The 19,754-nt window shown below is 72.4% G+C and carries 15 protein-coding genes; 7 read left to right on the top strand and 8 right to left on the bottom strand.

The annotated features are described in order from the left end of the window. Positions 1-10 precede the first annotated feature (10 nt). Together AB0959_RS23130 and otr(A) are read right to left on the bottom strand one after the other, a co-directional pair. Positions 11-676, bottom strand: a complete 666-nt coding sequence (locus AB0959_RS23130; RefSeq protein WP_366828358.1) for a DUF4230 domain-containing protein — start codon at positions 674-676, stop codon at positions 11-13. A gap of 181 nt (positions 677-857) precedes the next feature. Continuing rightward, positions 858-2,759: a tetracycline resistance ribosomal protection protein Otr(A) gene (otr(A), locus tag AB0959_RS23125; protein ID WP_366828356.1), complete on the bottom strand. Its 1,902-nt coding sequence runs from the start codon at positions 2,757-2,759 to the stop codon at positions 858-860. Between the two features lie 224 nt (positions 2,760-2,983). Here otr(A) and AB0959_RS23120 point away from each other — a divergent pair, with 224 nt between their 5' ends. Further along, positions 2,984-3,937, top strand: a complete 954-nt coding sequence (locus tag AB0959_RS23120; RefSeq protein WP_366828355.1) for a ribose-phosphate diphosphokinase — start codon at positions 2,984-2,986, stop codon at positions 3,935-3,937. An 85-nt stretch (positions 3,938-4,022) separates the two neighbouring features. On the opposite strand, the gene AB0959_RS23115 is transcribed toward AB0959_RS23120, so the two are convergent. Both AB0959_RS23115 and AB0959_RS23110 read right to left on the bottom strand, forming a co-directional pair. After that, positions 4,023-4,403 carry an anti-sigma factor antagonist gene (locus tag AB0959_RS23115; protein ID WP_366828354.1) on the bottom strand — a complete coding sequence of 127 codons (381 nt, stop codon included), beginning with the start codon at positions 4,401-4,403 and terminating at the stop codon, positions 4,023-4,025. A 244-nt stretch (positions 4,404-4,647) separates the two neighbouring features. Then, complete coding sequence (locus AB0959_RS23110) at positions 4,648-5,076, bottom strand: MarR family transcriptional regulator (RefSeq protein ID WP_366828353.1); 429 nt, start codon at positions 5,074-5,076, stop codon at positions 4,648-4,650. A 127-nt stretch (positions 5,077-5,203) separates the two neighbouring features. Between AB0959_RS23110 and AB0959_RS23105 the strand changes: the two genes are divergently transcribed. The 3 genes from AB0959_RS23105 (at position 5,204) to AB0959_RS23095 (ending at position 8,782) form a co-directional block, all read left to right on the top strand. Beyond that, a complete protein-coding gene (locus tag AB0959_RS23105; RefSeq protein ID WP_366828352.1) occupies positions 5,204-6,661 on the top strand; it encodes an aldehyde dehydrogenase family protein in 1,458 nt (485 codons plus the stop codon). 32 nt (positions 6,662-6,693) lie between these two features. Further along, positions 6,694-7,803, top strand: coding sequence for an NAD(P)-dependent alcohol dehydrogenase (locus tag AB0959_RS23100; protein ID WP_366828351.1), 1,110 nt, complete (start codon positions 6,694-6,696; stop codon positions 7,801-7,803). An 88-nt stretch (positions 7,804-7,891) separates the two neighbouring features. Further along, a complete protein-coding gene (locus tag AB0959_RS23095; protein WP_366828350.1) occupies positions 7,892-8,782 on the top strand; it encodes a hypothetical protein in 891 nt (296 codons plus the stop codon). Between the two features lie 45 nt (positions 8,783-8,827). Here the strand turns inward: AB0959_RS23095 and AB0959_RS23090 are convergent, their stop codons facing one another. Beyond that, on the bottom strand, positions 8,828-9,382 hold the full coding sequence (locus tag AB0959_RS23090; RefSeq protein ID WP_366828349.1) for a TetR/AcrR family transcriptional regulator: 555 nt from the start codon (positions 9,380-9,382) through the stop codon (positions 8,828-8,830). Positions 9,383-9,418: 36 nt separating this feature from the next. Next, positions 9,419-9,781, bottom strand: coding sequence for a DUF1304 domain-containing protein (locus tag AB0959_RS23085; RefSeq protein WP_366828348.1), 363 nt, complete (start codon positions 9,779-9,781; stop codon positions 9,419-9,421). A 108-nt stretch (positions 9,782-9,889) separates the two neighbouring features. Between AB0959_RS23085 and AB0959_RS23080 the strand changes: the two genes are divergently transcribed. Beyond that, entirely contained in the window at positions 9,890-10,366 is a 477-nt protein-coding gene (locus tag AB0959_RS23080; RefSeq protein ID WP_366828347.1) for a GNAT family N-acetyltransferase, read from the top strand. Here AB0959_RS23080 and AB0959_RS23075 read toward each other — a convergent pair. Together AB0959_RS23075 and AB0959_RS23070 are read right to left on the bottom strand one after the other, a co-directional pair. Then, complete coding sequence (locus AB0959_RS23075; RefSeq protein WP_366828346.1) at positions 10,310-11,788, bottom strand: cytochrome P450; 1,479 nt, start codon at positions 11,786-11,788, stop codon at positions 10,310-10,312. The two genes, AB0959_RS23080 and AB0959_RS23075, sit on opposite strands and share 57 nt — an antisense overlap. Before the next feature lie 196 nt (positions 11,789-11,984). Further along, entirely contained in the window at positions 11,985-13,772 is a 1,788-nt protein-coding gene (locus tag AB0959_RS23070; protein ID WP_366828345.1) for an MFS transporter, read from the bottom strand. A gap of 229 nt (positions 13,773-14,001) precedes the next feature. Here AB0959_RS23070 and AB0959_RS23065 point away from each other — a divergent pair, with 229 nt between their 5' ends. Both AB0959_RS23065 and AB0959_RS23060 read left to right on the top strand, forming a co-directional pair. Continuing rightward, positions 14,002-15,771: a fatty acyl-AMP ligase gene (locus tag AB0959_RS23065; protein ID WP_366828344.1), complete on the top strand. Its 1,770-nt coding sequence runs from the start codon at positions 14,002-14,004 to the stop codon at positions 15,769-15,771. Then, entirely contained in the window at positions 15,768-19,712 is a 3,945-nt protein-coding gene (locus AB0959_RS23060) for a type I polyketide synthase (protein ID WP_366828343.1), read from the top strand. Before AB0959_RS23065 ends, AB0959_RS23060 begins: the two co-directional genes overlap by 4 nt. Positions 19,713-19,754 lie beyond the last annotated feature (42 nt).

Below are 19,754 nucleotides of genomic sequence, written 5' to 3'. Positions count from 1 at the left end.
CGGCGCGTGCTCAGGCGTCGCCGTACGTCACCTTCACCTCCTTGAAGCCGAGGGAGCGGAGCAGTCCTTCGAGCATGCCGGTGGTGTTGGACTCGGCGCGGTCGGTGAGGCGGCTGTCCTTGGCGGCGTCACCGATGTGCTTCGACGCCAGCTTCTGGACGGCCTGTTCGCTGTTGGGGTTGTCCGAGAAGAGGTCGCCGATCCGGTCGAGCAGACCGCGCTGCTTGGAGACGGCGTAGGAGCGTTCGGGGTCGAGGGCGGGCTTGCCGAGCGCCGCGTGCGGCAGGTGGAGCGTGGCGGACGTGCGGTCCTTGTTCACCGTCACGTCCCTCTCGCCCACCTTGCCCAGGTCGACGTAGGCGTCGACGGTGCCCGCCCCCACGTACAGGGTGCGGGTGCCGCGGAGCGCGTCCGGCAGGTACTTGGCGTCCTTCTCCAGGTCCACGACCACCTGGAAGTTGCCCGAGGCGGCGTCGTAACGGCTCATGTCCTGGATGGACTTCAGGAGCGCGGGGCCGGACCGGTCGTGTGTCTCCTCGCCGAACACGTCCTTGATCGCGCCGAAGAAGAGCAGTCGTACGGCGGCGAACACGACCACGAGGAGTACCACGAGGATGGTGAGGAGCTTCGCCCAGCCGGGCATCTGGCGGGCGCGTTTGATGGACGTCGTCGTCATGTCGACGGTCCTCCTTCCTGCTTCAACGAGTGCCCGCCAAATTCCTTGACAGAACGCGGAGTTGGCTGTTTGAGGGCGCCGGTCCGGGGCACGGGACGCCTGCGGCACCCTCTGTTCGGCGTATGGCGATAACGCACCGCGTCCGCCCGCCGTACGGGATCCGGCCGAGGCGGCCTGCGCCCTACCGCTCGGCCCTCAGCGGCCGGTCACCCGACGGCCGTGACCACCACACGCCCTCGCCGTGCGTCAGCCCCGGCAGGGCCAGCTCCACCTCCCGCACGTGCCGGGCCGGGAGCTCGCCGGTGACCAGCCACGAGGTGCGGCCGCCCGTCGTCTCTCCGAACTCGGTGCCGTACGCGGCGAGCCGGGCCGTCACCGGGGCCAGCGCGTCGAGGGGGAGTTCCACCTCGAAGGCGTGGCAGGGCTCGTACACGCGGGTGCCCGCCCGCTCCAGGGCCCGGCGCAGCACGACGGGGGTGAGTCCGCGGAAGTCGGCCGCCGTGCTGATCGGTGCGCAGAAACCGGACCGGACGAGCGTGACCCGGCAGTCGGCCACCGCCCAGCCGTGCGGGCCCGAGGACAGCGTCGCGTGGACCGTGTCCTCGATGGCCTGGTGGAAGGCGCGGGGAAGGGCGCCGAGCTCGGTCTCGTACGTGAAGACCGTGCCCGAGCCGCGTGGTCCGGGCTCCACGCGCAGGCCGATCGTGGCCCAGTGGCGCGTGTGGTCGAGCCACGGCATCTCCTCGTACGCCTCACCGGTGCCCGCCGGGCGCTCCAGGAACCGCACACGGCTCGGCTCGAACTCCGCCTCGATCCCGAAGTCCTGGAGGAGCGTCGCCGCGAGAACCTCCTTCTGCACCTCGCCGTACAGGAGCAGGGCGGTGGTACCGGCCCCCGCGGGCCGGGCGTGCAGCAGCGGGTCCTGGTCGGCGAGGGTGAGCAGCGCGGACCGCAGGGAGGCCGCCTGCTCGTCGCGCCGCGCCCGAACGAGGGTCTCCAGGGTCGGAGGGGCGAACTGCGGGGCACGGTCGGTGACCTCGCCGAGCCGGTCGCCGACGCGGATGCCGGGCACACCGCGCAGCTCGGCGATGTTCCCCGCGGTGAGGTAGGGAGCTCCGGGCCGCCCGACCACGGTGAGGTCCAGGGCCCGGCCCGGCACCCGCGTGATGCGTCCGTCGGCCTCGCGCCGCAGGAAGGCCAGACGCTGACGGAGCGTCACCTCACCCTCGTACAGGCGAAGATACGCCGTCCGCTCGCCGCCGGAGCCGGGTCGGACGGCGAAGACCGTGCCCCGAGGGGCGTCAGCGGTCCCGCTCCGCGCAGGGTGGGGGACGAACCGGACAATGTTCTCGACGAGCTCGGTGACCCCTTGGCCGTCCAGCGCACATCCGAAGAACAGCGGGTGCGCCGAGCCGTCGGCGGTGCGGGCGGCGAGCGCGGTCCGCAGGTCGTGCTCGGTCGGCGCGGGGCCGTCCACGAGCGCGGTGAGGACGCCCGTGTCGACCTCGGCGAGTGTGGAGGCCACGTCGGGGGCGGTGAGGGGGCGCCGTACGACGCGGGCGTGCGCGGTGCCGATGTCCTCGACACCGGTGAGCGGCACGACGCACGGCGTGAGCAGGCGCCGGACGTCGTCGAGCAGGCCCTCCTCGCGGGCGCCCGCCCGGTCGATCTTGTTGACGAACACGAGCGTGGGCAGGCGAAGCCGCCGCAGGGTCTTCAGCAGGACCCGGGTGCGGGCCTGGACGCCCTCCACGGCGGAGAGCAGCAGCACCGCGCCGTCGAGGACCTCCAGGGCGCGCTCGACCTCGGCGACGAAGTCGGAGTGCCCGGGGGTGTCGATGAGGTTGATCTGGACGTCGCCGGCGGTGAAGGCGGCGACGGCCGAGCGGATCGTGATGCCGCGCCGGCGCTCGATCTCCCCGTCGTCGGTGCGGGTGTCTCCGGTGTCGACGCTGCCGAGCCGGTCGATCGCGCCGCCGTCGAAGAGGAGCCGCTCGGTGAGGCTGGTCTTACCGGCGTCGACGTGGGCCAGGATGCCGATGTTCAGGGTGTGCGGGAGGTGCGGGAGGTGCGGGATATGCATGCGTGGTCGAATCCTCGGTAACCGTGAGCCAGTGGGGGCGCTGGGTCGTTCCGAGGAGTCGGCGCATTCGGGGTCTCCCGAGGTTCGGCAGTACGGTCGCGGCCATCATGGCGTGCCCCTGGTGCCCCTCCGCAACCGAATTTCCCGGCCCGGGAGGTGAGAGGCGCGGCCAGTAGCATGAGGCGCGCAGCCCGTAATGATCATGTTCATGCGAGGAGCGGATCGTGCGTGACATCGCCGTGTTCAGCGGTAGTGCCCATCCCGAGCTGGCGGAGGAGGTCTGCGCACATCTGGGAGTGCCGCTCCGGCCCACCCGGGTCAGCCGGTTCGCGAACGACTGCCTGGAGGTCCAGCTCCAGGCCAACTGCAGGGAGCGTGACGTCTTCCTGGTGCAGCCGCTCGTGGCCCCCGTGCAGGAGCACCTGGTCGAGCTGCTGCTGATGTGCGACGCCGCGCGCGGCGCGTCCGCGGGGCGCATCAACGTGGTGATGCCGCACTACTCGTACGCCCGGTCCGACAAGAAGGACGCGCCGCGGATCTCGATAGGCGGCCGGCTGGTGGCCGACCTGCTGGTGGCGGCGGGCGCGAGCCGCGTGCTCGCCATGACGCTGCACTCGCCGCAGGTGCACGGCTTCTTCTCGGTGCCGGTCGACCACCTGCACGCCCTGCGGGAACTGGCCGCGCACTTCCGGCAGTACGACCTGTCACGCACGACGGTCGTCTCGCCGGACCTGGGCAACGCCAAGGAGGCGGCGGCGTTCGCCCGGATGATCGGCGCGCAGGTCGCCGCGGGAGCCAAGCAGCGGTTCGCGGACGACCGGGTCAGCATCAGCTCGGTGATCGGCGAGGTCGCCGGGCGGGACGTGATCATCCTGGACGACGAGATCGCCAAGGGCAGCACCGTCATCGAACTGCTGGAGCGGCTGCGGGAGTTGGGGCCGCGTTCCATCCGGGTGGCGTGCACGCACGGCCTGTTCGCGGCCGGCGCCCTGAAGCGGATCGGTGAACAGTCCGACGTCCTGGAGATCGTGTGCACCAACACCGTTCCCATCCGGGCCGAGGAGCGCACCGAGAAGCTGCGCGTGCTCTCGATCGCCCCGGCGCTCGCCGAGGCCGTACGCCGCATTCACAACGGTGAGTCGGTGAGTGCCTTGTTCGACGCGCCCGCGGGCGAATAGGCAGGGAGCGGGGCCACCGCGACGGTGGGACGGGATCGGCGGGGCACGGGGCCTCGCGCCGCGGCATGCGGTCGCGGGGCCCCGGTCATAAGGTCCCGGACGTGGCCTCCGGCCGGGCCAGCGCCTCCTCCAGGGACGCCGACGGCGGCAGGAGGCGGGCGAGGCCGGTCGTCCTGAGGACGCGCAGGGTCAGCTCGTGGGTGCACAGCAGGTGCAGCCGCCCGCCCTGGGCGAGGACCCGGCGCCGGGCCCGGTACAGCAGGCGCAGCCCGGAGCAGTCGAAGAACTCGACGGGCCGCAGGTCGATCACGAGGCGAGGCTCCGGGCGCGCGGTCGCGGAGTCCAGGTACGGGATGATCTCCATCGCGGCGACGATGTCGATCTCGCCGAGGAACTCCAGCACGGTGTGCCCGTGCTCGCTGTGGACGCGCAGATGCCTGAGGGGCGTTTCGGGGTCGTCATGCACCGACAATCGCCTCCATCCGGCTCCCTCATGGCAGGGCACTCAAGTCACCGGGGGCCGGGGTGACGACGTCAAGCGAGCGTAGACATGTCACCGGGGCCTTGGTGAGGGCAAAACCGTTCCTTGCCCTGCAAGTTACCCTCGATGGAGTGAATTTCAGCATGTTCGATTGACATATGTCTTCGATTTGCGGGGTGAGCCGTCCGGCAAGTTGCGTGCCCGTTCTACGACCGGGCGTGCGCCGGAGCTAGGAGAGGGCGTGCCAGGCCTTGGACAGGGCCTGGCGGAACTGGTCCGCCTGATGGGCGGTGAGGCCCTTGACCATGCGTTCCTCAAGATCCCGTACGGGCTCCGCGAAGCGCGTGAGCAGTTCGCGCCCCTCCTCGGTCAGCAGGATCAGCAACTCGCGCCGGTTGCGGGGATTCCGCTCTCGTCGTACCAGTCCGCGGTTCTCCAGGCTGCGCACCAGATCCGCGATCGACTGGGCGGTGACGAACGAGTCGCGCGCGAGCTGGGCCGCGGACAGCCCGTCGTGCCGCTCCAGGACGGTGAGCGACGTGTACTGCAGGGCCGTGATGCCGGCCGGCTTCACCAGTTCGTCGAGATGCGAGCGGACAACGAGCTCGACCTGCTTGACCATGTAGAGGAGGTTGGGAGGTGCCTTGGTGCCGACCATGGGTTCAGCGTAAGGCATTGACAGGAATCCTGTGTGTAATGAAACTGCGAACCAACAGGAATCCTGTTTGTTGAAGACTTGGCGATCAAGGCTGGATCGAGGCCTGATCAAGGCGGAGGAGTGGGCAATGACGACCACCTTCGAGAGCGGGCCCGGGCGGCTGTTCATCGGTGGACAGTGGCTCGAGGCAGCTGACGGGGCACGCACGGACGTGATCGACCCGTCCACGGGTCAGGTGGTCACGACCGTCGCCGAGGCGGGCGCGGCCGACGTCGACGCCGCCGTACGGGCCGCACGCGACGCGTTCGACAAGGGTGCCTGGTCCGGGCTGAGCGGGCGCGAGCGCGGGCGCGTCCTGCACCGCGTCGCCGAGCTGATCCGGGCGAACGCCGACGAGATCGCGGCCCTGGAGAGCCGGGACGTCGGCAAGCCGATCACGCTGTGCCACGCGGTCGACGTCACCAACGCGGCCAACGACTACGAGTACTACGCCTCCCTCGCCTGGACCCTCGACGGCGCCACCCGCGACACCCCGCTGAACGGCCTTGCCTACACCCGGCGCGGCCCCATCGGCGTGGTCGCCGCGATCACGCCGTTCAACTTCCCGCTGATCCTCGCCGGCTCCAAGATCGGCCCGGCGCTCGCGGCCGGCAACACGGTCGTGCACAAGCCCGCCGAGGAGACCCCGCTCAGCGCCCTGTACATGGCGGGGCTGCTCAAGGAGGCCGGTGTCCCGGACGGCGTCTACAACGTCGTCACCGGCACGGGACCCGTAGCCGGCGAGGCGCTGCTGCGCAATCCCGGCGTCGACAAGATCGCGTTCACCGGGTCCACCGAGGTCGGCCGGCACGCCGCGAGCGTCGCCGGCGAGGGCCTGAAGTCGGTCACCATGGAGCTCGGCGGCAACGCCGCGCACATCGTCTTCGACGACGCCGACATCGAGAAGGCCATCGGCGCGATCATCAAGGGCTTCGTCTTCAACACCGGCCAGTTCTGCATGGGCGGCCCGCGCCTGCTCGTGGCCCGCCCCGTCTACGAGACCGTGCTCGGCATCCTCTCCCAGGCCGTGCCCGGCGTGCCCGTCGGCGACCCCCGGCAGCCCGAGACCGTCGTCGGACCGATGGCGGGGGAGAAGCACCTGAAGAAGGTCGAGGAGTACGTCGAACTGGCCCGCAAGGAGGGCGCCCGCGTGGTGTGCGGCGGCGAGCGCCTCGACCTCAACGGCGGCTTCTACTACAAGCCCACGGTCCTCGCCGACCTCGCCAACGACTCCCGGGTCGTGCAGGAGGAGATCTTCGGCCCGGTCCTCACGGTGCAGCCCTTCGACTCCGAGGACGAGGCCGTGGACATGGCCAACTCCACGCCGTACGGCCTCGCTTCGGGCATCCAGACCACCAACCTCGCCCGCGCCCACCGCGTCGCCGACCGGCTCCAGGCGGGCATCGTCTGGGTCAACGACTGGGCGATGCTCGACCCCGCCGTGCCCTTCGGCGGCGTGAAGGCCTCCGGCTTCGGCCGTGAGTACGGCCCCGAGGCCCTGGAGGCCTACACCAAGGTCAAGTCCGTCGTCGTCTCGCTCGACTGAACGCATCCCCGGGACAAGAGGAGTTCACGAGAATGTCCACCACCACACGTGCCGCCGTGGTCGAGTCCGGGGGAGCACCCTTCACCCTGTCCGAGGTCGTCCTCGACGAGCCCGGACACGGCGAGGCACTCGTCCGCATGGCCGCCGCCGGCCTGTGCCACACCGATCTCGGTGTGGCGAGCGGAGGGCTCCCCTTCCCGCTCCCCGGCGTCCTCGGCCACGAGGGAGCCGGAGTCGTCGAGGCCGTGGGCCCCGGCGTCACCGGTGTCGCCCCAGGCGACCACGTCCTGCTGTCCTTCACCTCATGCGGTGGCTGCCGCAACTGCCGTGACGGCCACCCCGCCTACTGCGCCGCCTGGCTGCCGCTGAACCTGCTCTCCGGCCGTCGCGCCGACGGCACCAGTACCATCAGCCGCGGTGGCGAGCCCCTCGGCGGCCACTTCTTCGGCCAGTCCTCCTTCGCCGAGCGGGCGCTGGTCGACGAGCGCAGTCTCGTGAAGGTCGACCCGGACGTAGCGCTCGACTCCATCGCCCCGCTCGGCTGCGGGGTCCAGACGGGCGTCGGCGCCGTCTGGAACGTGCTGGAGCCGCGCGCGGGCAGCACCCTGGTCGTCCTCGGCGCCGGAGCCGTCGGCCTCTCCGCGGTGATGGCCGCCGCCCTGACTCCCGCCACCACGGTCATCGCCATCGACAAGGTCGGCGAACGCCTGGCACTGGCCAAGGAGTTGGGCGCCACCCACACCGTGAACGCGGACGAGGTCGCCGACATCACCGAGGCCATCATGGAGGCGACCGGTGGCCAGGGCGCGGACGGCGTCGTCGAGACGACGGGCAGCGTGGCGGTGCTGCGCAAGGGCGTCGACTCCCTCGCCCTGCGCGGCACCCTGGTCATCGTCGGCGCCCCGCCCTTCGGCACCGAGGTGTCCCTGGACGTCAACGGCATGCTCGGAGGCAAGCGCGTCGTCGGCCTCACCCTCGGCGACAACGAGACCCAGACCGCCATCCCGGTCCTCGTCCAGCTGGTCAAGGAGGGCAAGCTGCCGCTGGACCGCCTGATCAGCCGCTACACGTTCGAGGACATCGACCAGGCGGTGGCGGACATGGGCGCGGGAAAGGCCATCAAGCCGGTCCTCACGTTCTGATCCACGTCCGGCCCGCGAGCCGCCGAACGTTCGGGCCCTCTTCCCCGTCGGAGGAGGGACACGGCGTTCGGCGGACGGGGGAGCGGAGATGCGCGACAGGATCATCGCGGGGGCGGTCGTGGTGGCGGCGGTGGCCGTGACGGTGGCGGGCTGCGGCACGGAGGACGGCACCGGTGTCCGTGACGGCGGAGACGCCGTGATCACCGGCACACCTCCGGCCACGCCCTACGACGGCCCGCTGTACGTACCGCACCGGGCGGTGGACGAGGACAGCGTGCGGGCGATCAGGATCGAGTCGGGGGCGGCCGGGCGTGCCCTGGAGTGCGACGGCGACATCTACTCGGGCGGTGGTGGCCCGGGCGCGTGGAGTGAGGGTGACGGGGGCGGGACGCCCGAGGAGGGGCTGGAGGCGTACTTCGAGATCGAGCAGCCCGACGTCCCCAAGGACGGCTACCGCGTGGAGCGCGAGGAGAAGGACCGGGTCCTGTTCTCCTACGACGTCGAGGGCCGGACCAAGGTCGCCGTGATCGTCGCCAAGGACCAGAGGAACGCACCCGGTTGGGGCCCCGAGACCAGCGCCTCCTGTGACCCGGCCGAACTCCCGGCGAGCTTCACCGACTCCCAGTGGTACGAGATCTGGACCGACGAGAAGGGCGACCGGGTACCGATCACCGAGGTGACCACCTCCGAGGGTCCGGAGCACTGCGACTGGCAGAAGGCCCACTTCCTGCAGACCGGCCCGGGCGGGGGCGCCGACGACAGGCTGTACGTCCGCGATCCCGACAGGGTGCTGCCCCGGCAGATGCTCACCTCCGCGTACGACGGGGACGTGACCATGCCGCGGGGTGCACGGGACACCGGATACCGCCTGCACGACTGGGAGTTGTGGTTCACCGGCGACAAGTCGAAGGCGTACGTCCGCACGGCCGACGGAGTGGAGGCCTGGCCCGCGGTGAAGGAGGGAACGGGCTGCGCCTGACGGCCCTGCGCCGCCCCGTTCGCTGCGGGGGCGCGACGGGCCTTCTCACCGGCTGCGGTGCAGGGCGACGAGCAGCTGCCACGACTGGTGGGCGATGTCGTCCGAGGACGCCTCGATGAGCCCGTGCAGCCAGTCCGCGAGGACCCCCGCGAAGGTCGCCGCCACGGCGGAGGCGACCAGCGGGGCGTCGGCGGCCCCGGCCAGTTCGCGCTCGCGGAGGCTGTAGGCGCGCAGGTCACGGTGCAGGACGCGCCCGAGTGGGCCCCCGCCGCCCGGGGTGAGCAGGGCGCGGTACAGGTCGGCGTGCGGGGTGAGACCGGCGAAGAACTCCAGCAGGGCCGCCGGCGCCCGCACCGGGTCGGGGCGGCCCCGCCACGCGTGCAGGGCGTCCACGGCCTCGCGCACGAAGTCGGCACAGGCGTCCACGGCCAGTGCCTCCAGGTCGGCGTAGTGCAGGTAGAACGTGGCCCGGCCCACTCCCGCGCGGCGGACCAGCGCGGCCACGCTCACTTCGGCCAGCGGGCGCCTGGCGCACTCGTCGAGCAGGGCCTCCCGCAGTCTGGCCCGGGTGCGGGCGGCCCGGGGGTCGTCCGGCGTCACCGAGGGTCCTCCGGGGTCACTGAGGCTCCTCCGGGGTCACTGGGCGACGAGGACGGCGGCGAGGGCGAGAGCGCCGGGGAGGGCCTGGGCGACCAGGATGCGGCGGTTGGCGGTGGCGGCGCCGTACACGCCCGCGACGATCACGCAGCTGAGGAAGAAGACCTGGGCCCGGAAGCCGGTCGGGTCCCCGGCGACCAGCCCCCACACCAGGCCGGCCGCGAGGAATCCGTTGTAGAGCCCCTGGTTGGCGGCCATCGCGGCGGTCCGCCTCGCGAACTCCGGATCGAACCCGTGGAACCCGAAGCCGGGCTTCTTCTGCCACAGGAACATCTCCATCACCAGGATGTACACGTGCAGGGCGGCCACCAGCGCGACCAGCACGTTCGCGAGTATCTCCATCGTTGCGGACTCCGTCGTGGGTTCGTTCATGTCTTGGACAGGTGTCCACTATAGCTGGACGGCTGTCCAGGAAGTCGCGTTGTCAGACCCGGCCGTCAACCTCCGGACATGGGCGATCAAGAAGTGACCGTGCGGCGAGCACGCGTCGAGGACATACCGGGGCTCGTGGTCTCCAGTTCCAGGCTGTTCGCCGAGGACGGTGGTCCACGGGATCCGGGCGTCAACGTCGACTGGCCCCGCGAGCACGGTGCGGCGGCGTTCGCGTCAGCCCTGGAGAACCCGGCGAGGCTGCTGCTGGTGGCGGTCCACGGCGGCGAGGTGGTGGGTCATCTGTCGGGATCCCTGACGGAACCGTCGGCCATGCGTCCCCTCAGGTCCGCCACGCTGATGGCCATGTACGTGTGCCCGCAGCACCGGGGTTCCGGGGTCGGGGCCCGGCTGGCGGACGCCTTCTTCGTGTGGGCCCGGGAGTGGGGGGCCGAGCAGGCGGAGGTGACCGCCTACTCGGCCAACTCGGACGCGATCCGGTTATACGAGCGTGAGGGCTTTCGACCGCTCTCGCTCACTCTGAGGCGTGCCCTGTAGAACGGCGTGCTCTGGAGGTCGCGCGCCTTGTACAGGAGTACGCCCTTCAGGGCGCCGGGCCCGGCGTAACGCGGCGTCCGCCGTCGCCCGTGGCCGGGCCCTCATCAGAAGGGTGCTCGGCCGTACGGTGGCCCGCGCCACGGGACGGATCGTCTGGCCCGGAGCGAGCTCCAGGCGCCAGTCCCGGACGATCGTGGCGATCGCCGTGGTCAGCTCGGCCTGGGCGAACCGGTCTCCGATGCACTTGTGCTTGCCGGCGCCGAAAGGCAGGAACGCCCCGTCGGGCAGGGCCGGTTGGCTGTCGCCGAGCCAGCGGTCCGGGTCGAACCTCAGGGGGTCGGGGAAGAGCGCCGGATCCCGGTGCAGGGCGTGCTGGCAGTACGCCAGCTCGGTGCCGGCCGGGATGTCCCAGTCGCCGAGCCGGGTCGGTCGGAGCGTGCGGCGGGTGACCAGCCAGCCGGTGTGGTGCAGCCGCAGGGCCTCCGTGATCACCCGGCCCAGGTAGGGAAGCCGGGTGAGGTCCGCGAAGGTCACGGGGTGCTCGCCCACGACCTCCTCCAACTCGGCGCGGACCCGCTCGTCGACCTCCGGATCGCGCGCCAGCTCGTACAGCACCCAGGACAGCACCGACGCCGTGGTCTCGGTCCCGGCCACCGCCAAGGTCAGGATCTCCGAACAGACCTGATGAGGGGTCAGCGGCTCACCTGTCTCCTCGTCCGTCGCCCGAAGCAGCAGGGAGAGCATGTCCCCGGTGTCGCGGCCGGAGGCGCGCAGCGCGTCCACGGCCTCGCCGATCGTCGCGCGCACGGCGTCCCGGGCGGCGATGAAGCGTCGGTTGGCGGGCAGTGGGAGCCGTTCCGCCCAGTCGGGCAGCATGATGCGGGTGCCGACACCGTTCATCACCACGGACAGGTCGCGTCGCAGTCGGTCGAAGGCGCTCTTGTCGATGCTGGACGAGAACACCGTCGCGGCGAGCATGTCGAGGGACAGCTCGACCATCACCTCGCGCACGTCGAGCACCTGGTCCGACCGCCAGCCGGCCGTGGTCCGCGTGACCTGCTCGCGCATCAGGTCGACGTACCCGGTGATCTCGGTCTGCTTGAACGCGGGCTGCAACTGGCGCCGTTTGCGGACGTGTTCGGCACCGGCCGCGGTGACCACGCTGTCACCCAGCAGCTGGCCCATCTTCTCGAAGAAGCGGCCCTTGTCGAGCGTCGGACCGAGGTCCACCAGCATCGTACGGATCAGGGCGGGGTCGTTGACGACGATCATCGGTTTGGGGATACGGATCTCGACGAGACGGCCATAGCCACGGAGGGAGGCGATGAAGCCGAGGTTGTCGCGTATGAGGGGCTTCGCGTGACCCAGCAGCGGAAGTGATCCCGCGGCCCTGGGTATGGGGGGAGGCGCGGTGGATGTCACGACTGTTCACCGACTTTCTTCAGGTGATCGCAGCGCGTCTATGACTTCCCTTTTCCTCCCTGGTCCCATACGTGTCCATGACCACTGGTACCTCACGGGTTGCGGCATTGGCGGCGCGGGTAACCATGCGGTCTTCTCCCCGCGTGGGTCGGCATGGACGAGGCGCACCCGGGCGGCCGCGCGCGGGCCCGTGCGGTTACTTGCCGGCGACCGGCAGCCGTTCCCGCTCCACCACACTGCGATGCCGGTCCCGGAGGCGCCGGACCCGTCGATGCCGACCCCGTTGGTGCAGGGTGAGGAGGGTGACCACCGCCCCGGCCAGGACGCAGGCCGCCGCGAGCCGCAGACCGAGGTCGTAGCCCTCCAGGAAGGCGCTGCGGGGATCCGCTCCGGCGCGCAGCTCGGAGCGCTCGCGGCGGGTGAGCACCACGCCCACCAGGACCACGCCGAAGACGCCCGACACCTCGCGTGCCGCGCTGAGGAGGCCGGTGGCCATCCCGGTACGGGCCTGCGGGACCCGCAGGAGCGAACGCACCGTCAGGGGAGTGGTCAGCGCCGACCCGACACCGATGAGCAGCAACCCCGGCTGCACGTCCCAGTAGCCGGCGCGTGGGCCCGTCCCCGACACGTACAGCAGCCCGAGCGCCACCAGCCCCAGCCCCACGGAGATCGACACGTGCGCGCCCAGTGTCCGCGCGGCGCGCTCGGCGAGCGGCGTGCACAGCAGTAGCGCGCCGGCCAGTGGCAGGAAGGCCAGACCCGCCCTGGTCGGTGAGAAGCCGAGGACGCGCTGGAGGTAGAGGGCGGTGAAGAAGAACACGCCGTTGACGCCGATGCCCCACAGCATCTGCGCGAGCACTCCGCCGGTGAGGAACCGGTCGCGCAGCAGCCGCAGGTCGACCAGCGGGCGCTCGGTCCTGGCCTCCACGACCACGAACACGCACGCGGCGAGGGCGGCGACCCCCAGACAGAGCCGCACGGGCGCGCTGGTGAACCCGTGCTCGCCGCCGCGCACCAGACCGTAGGTGAGGAGGTACAGCGACAGCACGGACCACCACACGCCGGGCAGATCCATCCCGCCGCGCACCGGCCCGCCAACACCCGCCGACTGGGCCGGCCTGCCATCACCCGCCGACTGGGCGGGCCTGCCAACACTCGCAGTCCCGGCCGACTGGGCCGGCCTGCCATCATCCGCAGTCCCGGCCGACTGGCCTCCCGTCGACTTGGGCGGCCTGCCATCACTCGCCGACTCGGCCGAACCGCCTCCCGCCGACTGGGCCGGCCTTCCATAACCCGCCGTCCCGGCCGACTCGCCTCCCGCCGTCCCGGCCGACTCGCCTCCCGCCGTCCCGGCCGACTCGCCTCCCGCCGTCCCGGCCGACTCGCCTCCCTTCGGCCGGGCCGAGTCGCCATCCACCGGCCCGGATGACCTGGCCGGCACCGAGGGCACCAGCAGGAGCGCCAGCAGGCCGAAGGGCACGTTCAGCGCGAACACCCACTCCCAGGACCACCGTTCGGTGACGTACCCGCCGACCACCGGGCCGAGCGCCAGCGCCACCGCCAGGGCCGACGTCCACAGTCCTACGGCCGTGGACCGCCGGTGCGCCGGGAGATCCGCGGCCACGACGGCCAGCGACGCCGGAATGACCAGCGCCGCGCCCACGCCCTGCACCGTCCGCGCCGCGACGAGCGTCCCTCCGCTGTCCGCGACCGCCGCCGCGGCCGAGGCCGCCGTGAACACCACGATCCCCGTGGCCACCACCGAGCGGCGGCCGAGCAGATCGGTCAGCCGCCCCGCGGGCAGCAGCAGCGCGCCGAAGCTCAGCACGTAACTGCCGGCCACCCACTCCAGATCCGTGACCGAAAGACCGAGCTCACGCTGCACGGTCGGCAGCGCCACGTTGATCACCGTGTTGTCGAGCGTCGTGACGAAACCGGTCAGCGTGAGCAGCGCCAGCAGCGCGAACAACCGTGCACGTCCCACCGTCGACCCCTTCGCCGCGGGTGTGGTCGCAGGGATTCTCGGGGGCGGGACGGTGCCGCGGCTCTGCCCCCGAGCACCGAATCGAGACCCGTCTTTGTCAGGGAGCTGACAGAACCGGCGAGACGAACTGTCAGCACGTCGTCTAACCCCACCGGCACCCGACGGCGGAACCTGGTGCACCGCGCCAAGCCCGACAACCGTCCGACCCCTCCGGTCAGTTGGAGCCGCCATGCCTTCCGCCCGGCCCACCCCTCAGGCCTTACTGACGGACCATCTGCGGCACTGGGCCCGCCACCGGCCGCAGCAACGCGCCCACACCCACGTGGACTTCCCCGCCCCCGACTCGCCGGGAGCGCACCGCACCCTCGGCTGGCGGGCCCTCGACGCGCGCGCCCGCGCCGTCGCCGGCGGCCTCACGGCCGCGGGCGCGTCCCCCGGTGACCGCGCCGCCCTCCTCCTGCCCCAGGGTCTCGACTACGTGGCGGCGTTCCTCGGCTGCCTGTACGCCCGCGTGATCGCCGTCCCCCTCTTCGGCCCCCAACTTCGCGGCCACGAAGGCCGACTGGCCGCCGTCCTCGCCGACTGCGAACCCGCCTGCCTGCTCTCCGACACGGCGACGGCCGACTCGGTACGGGACTTCTTACGGGACTACGGCCTCCCCGAGCCACCGGTCGTCCCCGTCGACAGACTTCCCGTCGACCGAACCCCGGTGGGCAGCACGGCAGGCGGCCCGGTAGGCAGCCCAGGGGCCGGGCTCGACGCTCCGGATGCGCCCGCTGCCCCCTCGCCGGGCCCGGACGACATCGCCTACCTCCAGTACACCTCCGGATCCACCCGCACCCCCGCCGGCGTGATGATCAGCCACGCCAACGTCGTCGCCAACGCCCACCAGGCCATCGAGGCCTTCATCGCCGACCCGCAGAGCGCGACGACGGTCGGCTGGCTGCCCCTCTTCCACGACATGGGCCTCGTCCTGAGCATCGCCGCGCCCGTCGTCGGCGGTTTCCCGTCCGTCCTCATGGACCCCACGGCGTTCCTGGAGGACCCCTCCCGCTGGCTGCGCCTGCTCGGCTCGTACGACGGCACGGTCAGCGCCGCCCCCAACTTCGCGTACGACTACTGCGTCGCCCGCACCGATCCGGCCCTGGCCGAGGAACTCACCCTCGACCGCGTACGGGTGCTCATCAACGGCAGCGAGCCCGTGCGACCCGGCACGATGGAACGCTTCCAGGCCGCGTTCGGCCCGGCCGGGCTCGACCCGGTCGCCCACTGCCCGGCGTACGGTCTCGCCGAGGCCACCGTGTTCGTGACGGCGGACTCGCGCACCGCACCGCCGTCCACCGTGTCCTGCGACGCGGACGCGCTGGCGGCCGGGCGCGTCGAGGAGTCCACGGACCCCGGGGCGACCGTGCTGGTCGCGTGCGGCGCGCCCGTCGGACAGGAGGTACGGATCACCGGGCCCGACGGGAGCGAACTGCCCGAGGGCCACGTCGGGGAGATCCGGCTGCGTGGGCCGAACATCGGACTCGGCTACTGGAAACGCGACGCGGACGACACCTTCGGCGGCCCGGAGGGATGGCTGCGCTCCGGAGACCTCGGCGCCCTGCTCGACGGCCGGCTCCTCGTCACCGGCCGGCTCAAGGACCTCCTCGTCGTGGACGGCCGCAACCACTACCCGCAGGACGTCGAGGAGACCGTCCAGACCGTCCTGCCCATGGTCCGCCGTGACCGCCTGGCCGCCTTCGGCGTGCCCCGCCCGGACGACACGGGTGAGGAACTCGTCGTGGTCGCCGAACACCGCCGGGACACCGCACCCACCCTGCGGGAACGCCGCGAGGCCGAAGTCAGCGTGCGCAGCGCCGTGTCAGCACGCCACGGGCTGCGTCTGGGCACCCTCGTGCTCGTCCCGCCGGGCGCCGTGCCCCGGACGAGCAGCGGGAAGGTGGCACGCGCCGCCAGCCGGGCCCGCTTCCTCGACGGCGGGTTCGGTCCCCGGTGACCGCCACGGCGCTGACCCGCGGTGAGGTCCGTACCGTGGTCGTCGAGCGGCTGTGCGCCTGGTACGGGCTCGCCGCGGACGAGATCGCCGACGACCGGCCCCTCACGGAACTCGGACTCACCTCGCGGGACGCGGTCGCCCTGGCCGCGCTGCTGGGGGATCGCGCCGGACAGAGGCTGCCCAGCACGCTGCTGTGGGAGGCGGGGACGATCGAGGCGCTCGCGGCGCGGCTGGGCGAGGAGCAGGCGGGCCGGGCCGCCCCCGACCGGCCTCCGACCGGCCTGCCCACGACACAGGCTCCCGCGGCCGACAATCCCGCGGCCGACACGCCCATAGCCGTCATCGGCCTCGGCTGCCGCTTCCCCGGCGGCGCCGACTCTCCCGACGCGTACTGGCGGCTCCTCACCGAGGGCCGGGACGCAGTCGGCACCGTCCCGGACGGTCGATGGGACCCCTTCCCGGGCGCCGCCGAGACTCCCCGGCACGGCGCCTTCCTCCCCGATGTCGCGGGCTTCGACGCGGAGTTCTTCGGGATCGGCGCGCACGAGGCCGCCGCCATGGACCCCCAGCACCGTATGCTCCTGGAGGTCTCCCGCGAGGCGCTCGACCACGCGGCGGTACGCGTCGAGGGCACCTGCACCGGAGTGTTCGTCGGCATCAGCGGCAACGAGTACGCCCACCTCACCAGCACCGCCCCCGACGCCTGGACCGCCACGGGCGGCGCCTTGAGCGTCGCCGCCGGCCGGCTGTCGTACGCCCTGGACCTGCGCGGCCCGAGCATGGCCGTGGACACGGCGTGCTCGTCGTCGCTCGTCGCGGCGCACCACGCGGTGGGGGCCCTGAGGTCGGGGGAGTGCGACACCGCGCTCGCCGCCGGGGCGAACCTCCTGCTCACCCCGGCGGTCACACTCGCCTTCCACCGGACGGGCGCGCTCGCCCCGGACGGCCGGTGCAAGGCGTTCGACGCCCGCGCGGACGGCATCGTGCGCGGCGAGGGCTGCGGTGTCGTCGTCCTGAAACGGCTCGCGGACGCCGAACGCGACGGCGACCGCGTACTGGCGATCGTCCGTGCCACGGTGGTCAACTCCGACGGCCGCTCCAACGGCCTGACCGCCCCCAACGCCCACGCCCAGCGCGCCCTCCTCGCCGAGGCGCACCCCGAGCCGGTGACCGTGGACTACGTCGAGGCGCACGGCACCGGCACCGCCCTCGGCGACCCCATCGAGGCGGGCGCCCTCGGCGCCGTGCTCGGCACCGGGCGCGACCTGGACCAGCCCCTGCTCCTCGGCTCCGCCAAGACCAACCTCGGCCACCTGGAGGCCGCCGCCGGAATCGCCGGGCTCATCAAGACCGTGCTGGCCCTGCACCACGGCGAGATCCCGCCCCAGCTGCACTTCACCGGCCCCGGACCGCACGCCGACCTCGACGCGCTCGGCCTGCGCGTGGTGACCTCCCGGGAACCGTGGCCCCGCTACAGCGGCACGGCGACCGCCGGCGTGTCGTCGTTCGGCTTCGGCGGTACGAACGCGCACGTCGTGCTCACCGAACACCGGCCGGGAGCACGACAGTCACGCCGGTCACGGCGGCCCGGCCCCACCACCCCCGCGCTGCTCCTCCTCGACGGCCCGACCCGCGACCGCGTCCGCTCCCACGCCGGCGAACTCGCCGACCGGCTGTACCCGCGCGCGAGCGACACCGACGTGGCGTACACCCTCGCCGGCCGCACTCCTCGCGGACGCCACCGGGCCGCCCTCGTCACCCGCGACCGCGCGGAGACGACGGAAGCGCTGCGGCGCCTCGCCGCGGGGGAGCCTTCCCCGCACGTCGTCACCGGCGAGGGAAGACGCGGCGACGCCGTCTGGGTGTTCTCCGGCTACGGCTCCCAGTGGCCCGGCATGGCGCGCGGACTCCTCGCCGCCGAACCGGCGTTCGCGGACGCCGTCGCCCGCCTGGAACCCCTGCTGCGGCGGCACGCGGACCTCTCTCTCACCGAGGGCCTCTCCCCGGACGCCGACCTGTCCTCACCCGCCACCGTCATGCCCGTGCTGTACGGCGTGCAGGTCGCCCTCGCCGAACTGTGGCGCTCCTACGGCCTGCGGCCCGCCGCCGTCATCGGGCACTCCCTGGGCGAGATCGCCGCCGCCGTGGTGTCCGGAGCGCTGGACGAGGACACCGGGGCGCGGATCGTCGCCGTGCGCTCCCGGCTCCTCGACCGGCTGACGGGCGGGGCGATGGCCGTGGTGGACCGCCCGGCAGAGCAGATTCACGCCCTGGCAGAGGACTTGGCGACCCTCGACGTGGCCGTGCACGCGTCCCCGGTGCAGAGCGTCGTCACCGGCTCGGCCGAGGACGTGGCCGCCCTGGTCGCGCGGGTGACGGCCGAGGGCGGGTTCGCCCGGCCCATGAAGGTCTCCGGAGCCGGTCACTCGATGGAAGTCGAGCCGCTGCTCGGGGAGTTCGCCTGGACACTGGGGAAGGTGCCCGCGACGGCGCCCCGTTGTCCGCGCTACTCGACCGTGCTGGACGATCCACGGGGCCCGGCACCGTACGACACCGCCTACTGGGTCGCCAACCTGCGCAACCCGGTGCGTTTCCTGCACGCCGTGCGCGCCGCCGCCGAGGACGGGCACCGCGTCTTCCTCGAAGTCGCCCCGCATGCCACGCAGTTGCACCCCCTGACCGACACCCTCCCCGAGGACGCGCTGGTCGTCCCCACGCTCCGCAAGGACACCGACGACGCCCTCACCTTCCGCACGAGTCTCGCCACGCTCCTCGTCCACGGCGTCCCGGCGCCGGAACTGCGCGAGCGGCTGGGCGGCCGTGTCGTGGACGTACCGGCACCCCGCTGGAGGCACCGCCGCCACTGGTTCGGGGAGCGGACCGACGCTCCTCCGGTCGACACCGCGCAGTCGGCGGAAGCCGGCCCGCTGGACCGGCTGCGGCGATGCGTGGCCGGAGTGATGGGCTTCGGCCCGGACCGCCTCGACCCGGACACGCCCCTCACCGACCTAGGCCTCGACTCGCTGACCGCCGTGCGCATACGGTCCGCCGTGGAACGGGAGTTCGGGGTCACGCTCGAAGCCGGGGTGATGCTGCGGCGGGGCACTCTGCGCGCGGTGGCCGACCTCCTCCAGCCGCCCACCCACCTGCGTACCTTCACGGGCGGCGGCCCCGGCACCCCCCTCTTCCTCTGCCACGCGGCGGGCGGCGACGCCGACGTCTACACCCGCCTCGCCGAACGCCTCGCCCCGGACCGCCCGGTGTACGGCTTCGACCGGCAGCCCGACCCCGACGACGTACCCGGCAGGGCGACGGAGTTCGCCCGGCGCATCAGGGACGTGCGTCCGGACGGCCCGTGGATCGTGGGCGGCTGGTCGTACGGCGGTCTCGTGGCCCAGGAGGCCGCCCGGCAACTCGCCGCCCACGGCACCGTCCGTGCCCTCGTCCTGCTCGACTCGGTGCTGCCCCTGCCGGCACCGGACGGCCTCACGACCGCCGATGTCGAGCGAAGCCACTTCGAGGGCTTCTCCGCGTACGTGGAACGCACCTACGGCACCCCCCTCACCCTCCCGTACGACGAGCTCGCCGCCCTGGACGACACCGCGCGCATCGACCTCGTCCTCAAGCTGCTCGCCGAGGCCGTCGACCTGCCGCCGTCCGTGCTGGAGCACCAGCGCACCTCGTACCTGGACCTGCGCAGCGGTGAGCGGCACCGTCCGGGGCCGTACGACGGCAGGACCCTGCTCTACCGGGCGAGCGAACCGGCCCCGCACACCGTCCGCGACACCCGCTACGAGCGCGACGACGCCGCCCTCGGCTGGGACGCGCACTGCGCCGACCTCACCGTGGCCCCGCTGCCAGGCCACCACCTCGCCCTGCTCGACCCGCCCGTCGTCGACACCCTCGCGCGGCTCCTGAGAAAGGCCCTGCGCGACGCGTGAGCGTGACGGACCCCGGAAAGCCCGGAAAGAGACGAGGACCAC

The sequence above is a fragment of the Streptomyces sp. NPDC046862 genome (genome assembly GCF_040704615.1).
GTDB lineage: Bacteria > Actinomycetota > Actinomycetes > Streptomycetales > Streptomycetaceae > Streptomyces.
The sequence above is the reverse complement of the archived record's forward strand: the minus strand, read 5'-3'. Positions and strand labels throughout refer to the sequence as shown.

What these genes read in the sequence shown, in the direction of transcription:
- AB0959_RS23110 (WP_366828353.1), bottom strand. Translation starts at nt 5,076, where the DNA reads ATGGTCGGCACCAAGGCACCTCCCAACCTCCTCTACATGGTCAAGCAG.
- AB0959_RS23065 (WP_366828344.1), top strand. Translation starts at nt 14,002, where the DNA reads ATGCCTTCCGCCCGGCCCACCCCTCAGGCCTTACTGACGGACCATCTG.
- AB0959_RS23105 (WP_366828352.1), top strand. Translation starts at nt 5,204, where the DNA reads ATGACGACCACCTTCGAGAGCGGGCCCGGGCGGCTGTTCATCGGTGGA.
- AB0959_RS23100 (WP_366828351.1), top strand. Translation starts at nt 6,694, where the DNA reads ATGTCCACCACCACACGTGCCGCCGTGGTCGAGTCCGGGGGAGCACCC.
- AB0959_RS23095 (WP_366828350.1), top strand. Translation starts at nt 7,892, where the DNA reads ATGCGCGACAGGATCATCGCGGGGGCGGTCGTGGTGGCGGCGGTGGCC.
- AB0959_RS23085 (WP_366828348.1), bottom strand. Translation starts at nt 9,781, where the DNA reads ATGGAGATACTCGCGAACGTGCTGGTCGCGCTGGTGGCCGCCCTGCAC.
- AB0959_RS23130 (WP_366828358.1), bottom strand. Translation starts at nt 676, where the DNA reads ATGACGACGACGTCCATCAAACGCGCCCGCCAGATGCCCGGCTGGGCG.
- AB0959_RS23080 (WP_366828347.1), top strand. Translation starts at nt 9,890, where the DNA reads ATGGGCGATCAAGAAGTGACCGTGCGGCGAGCACGCGTCGAGGACATA.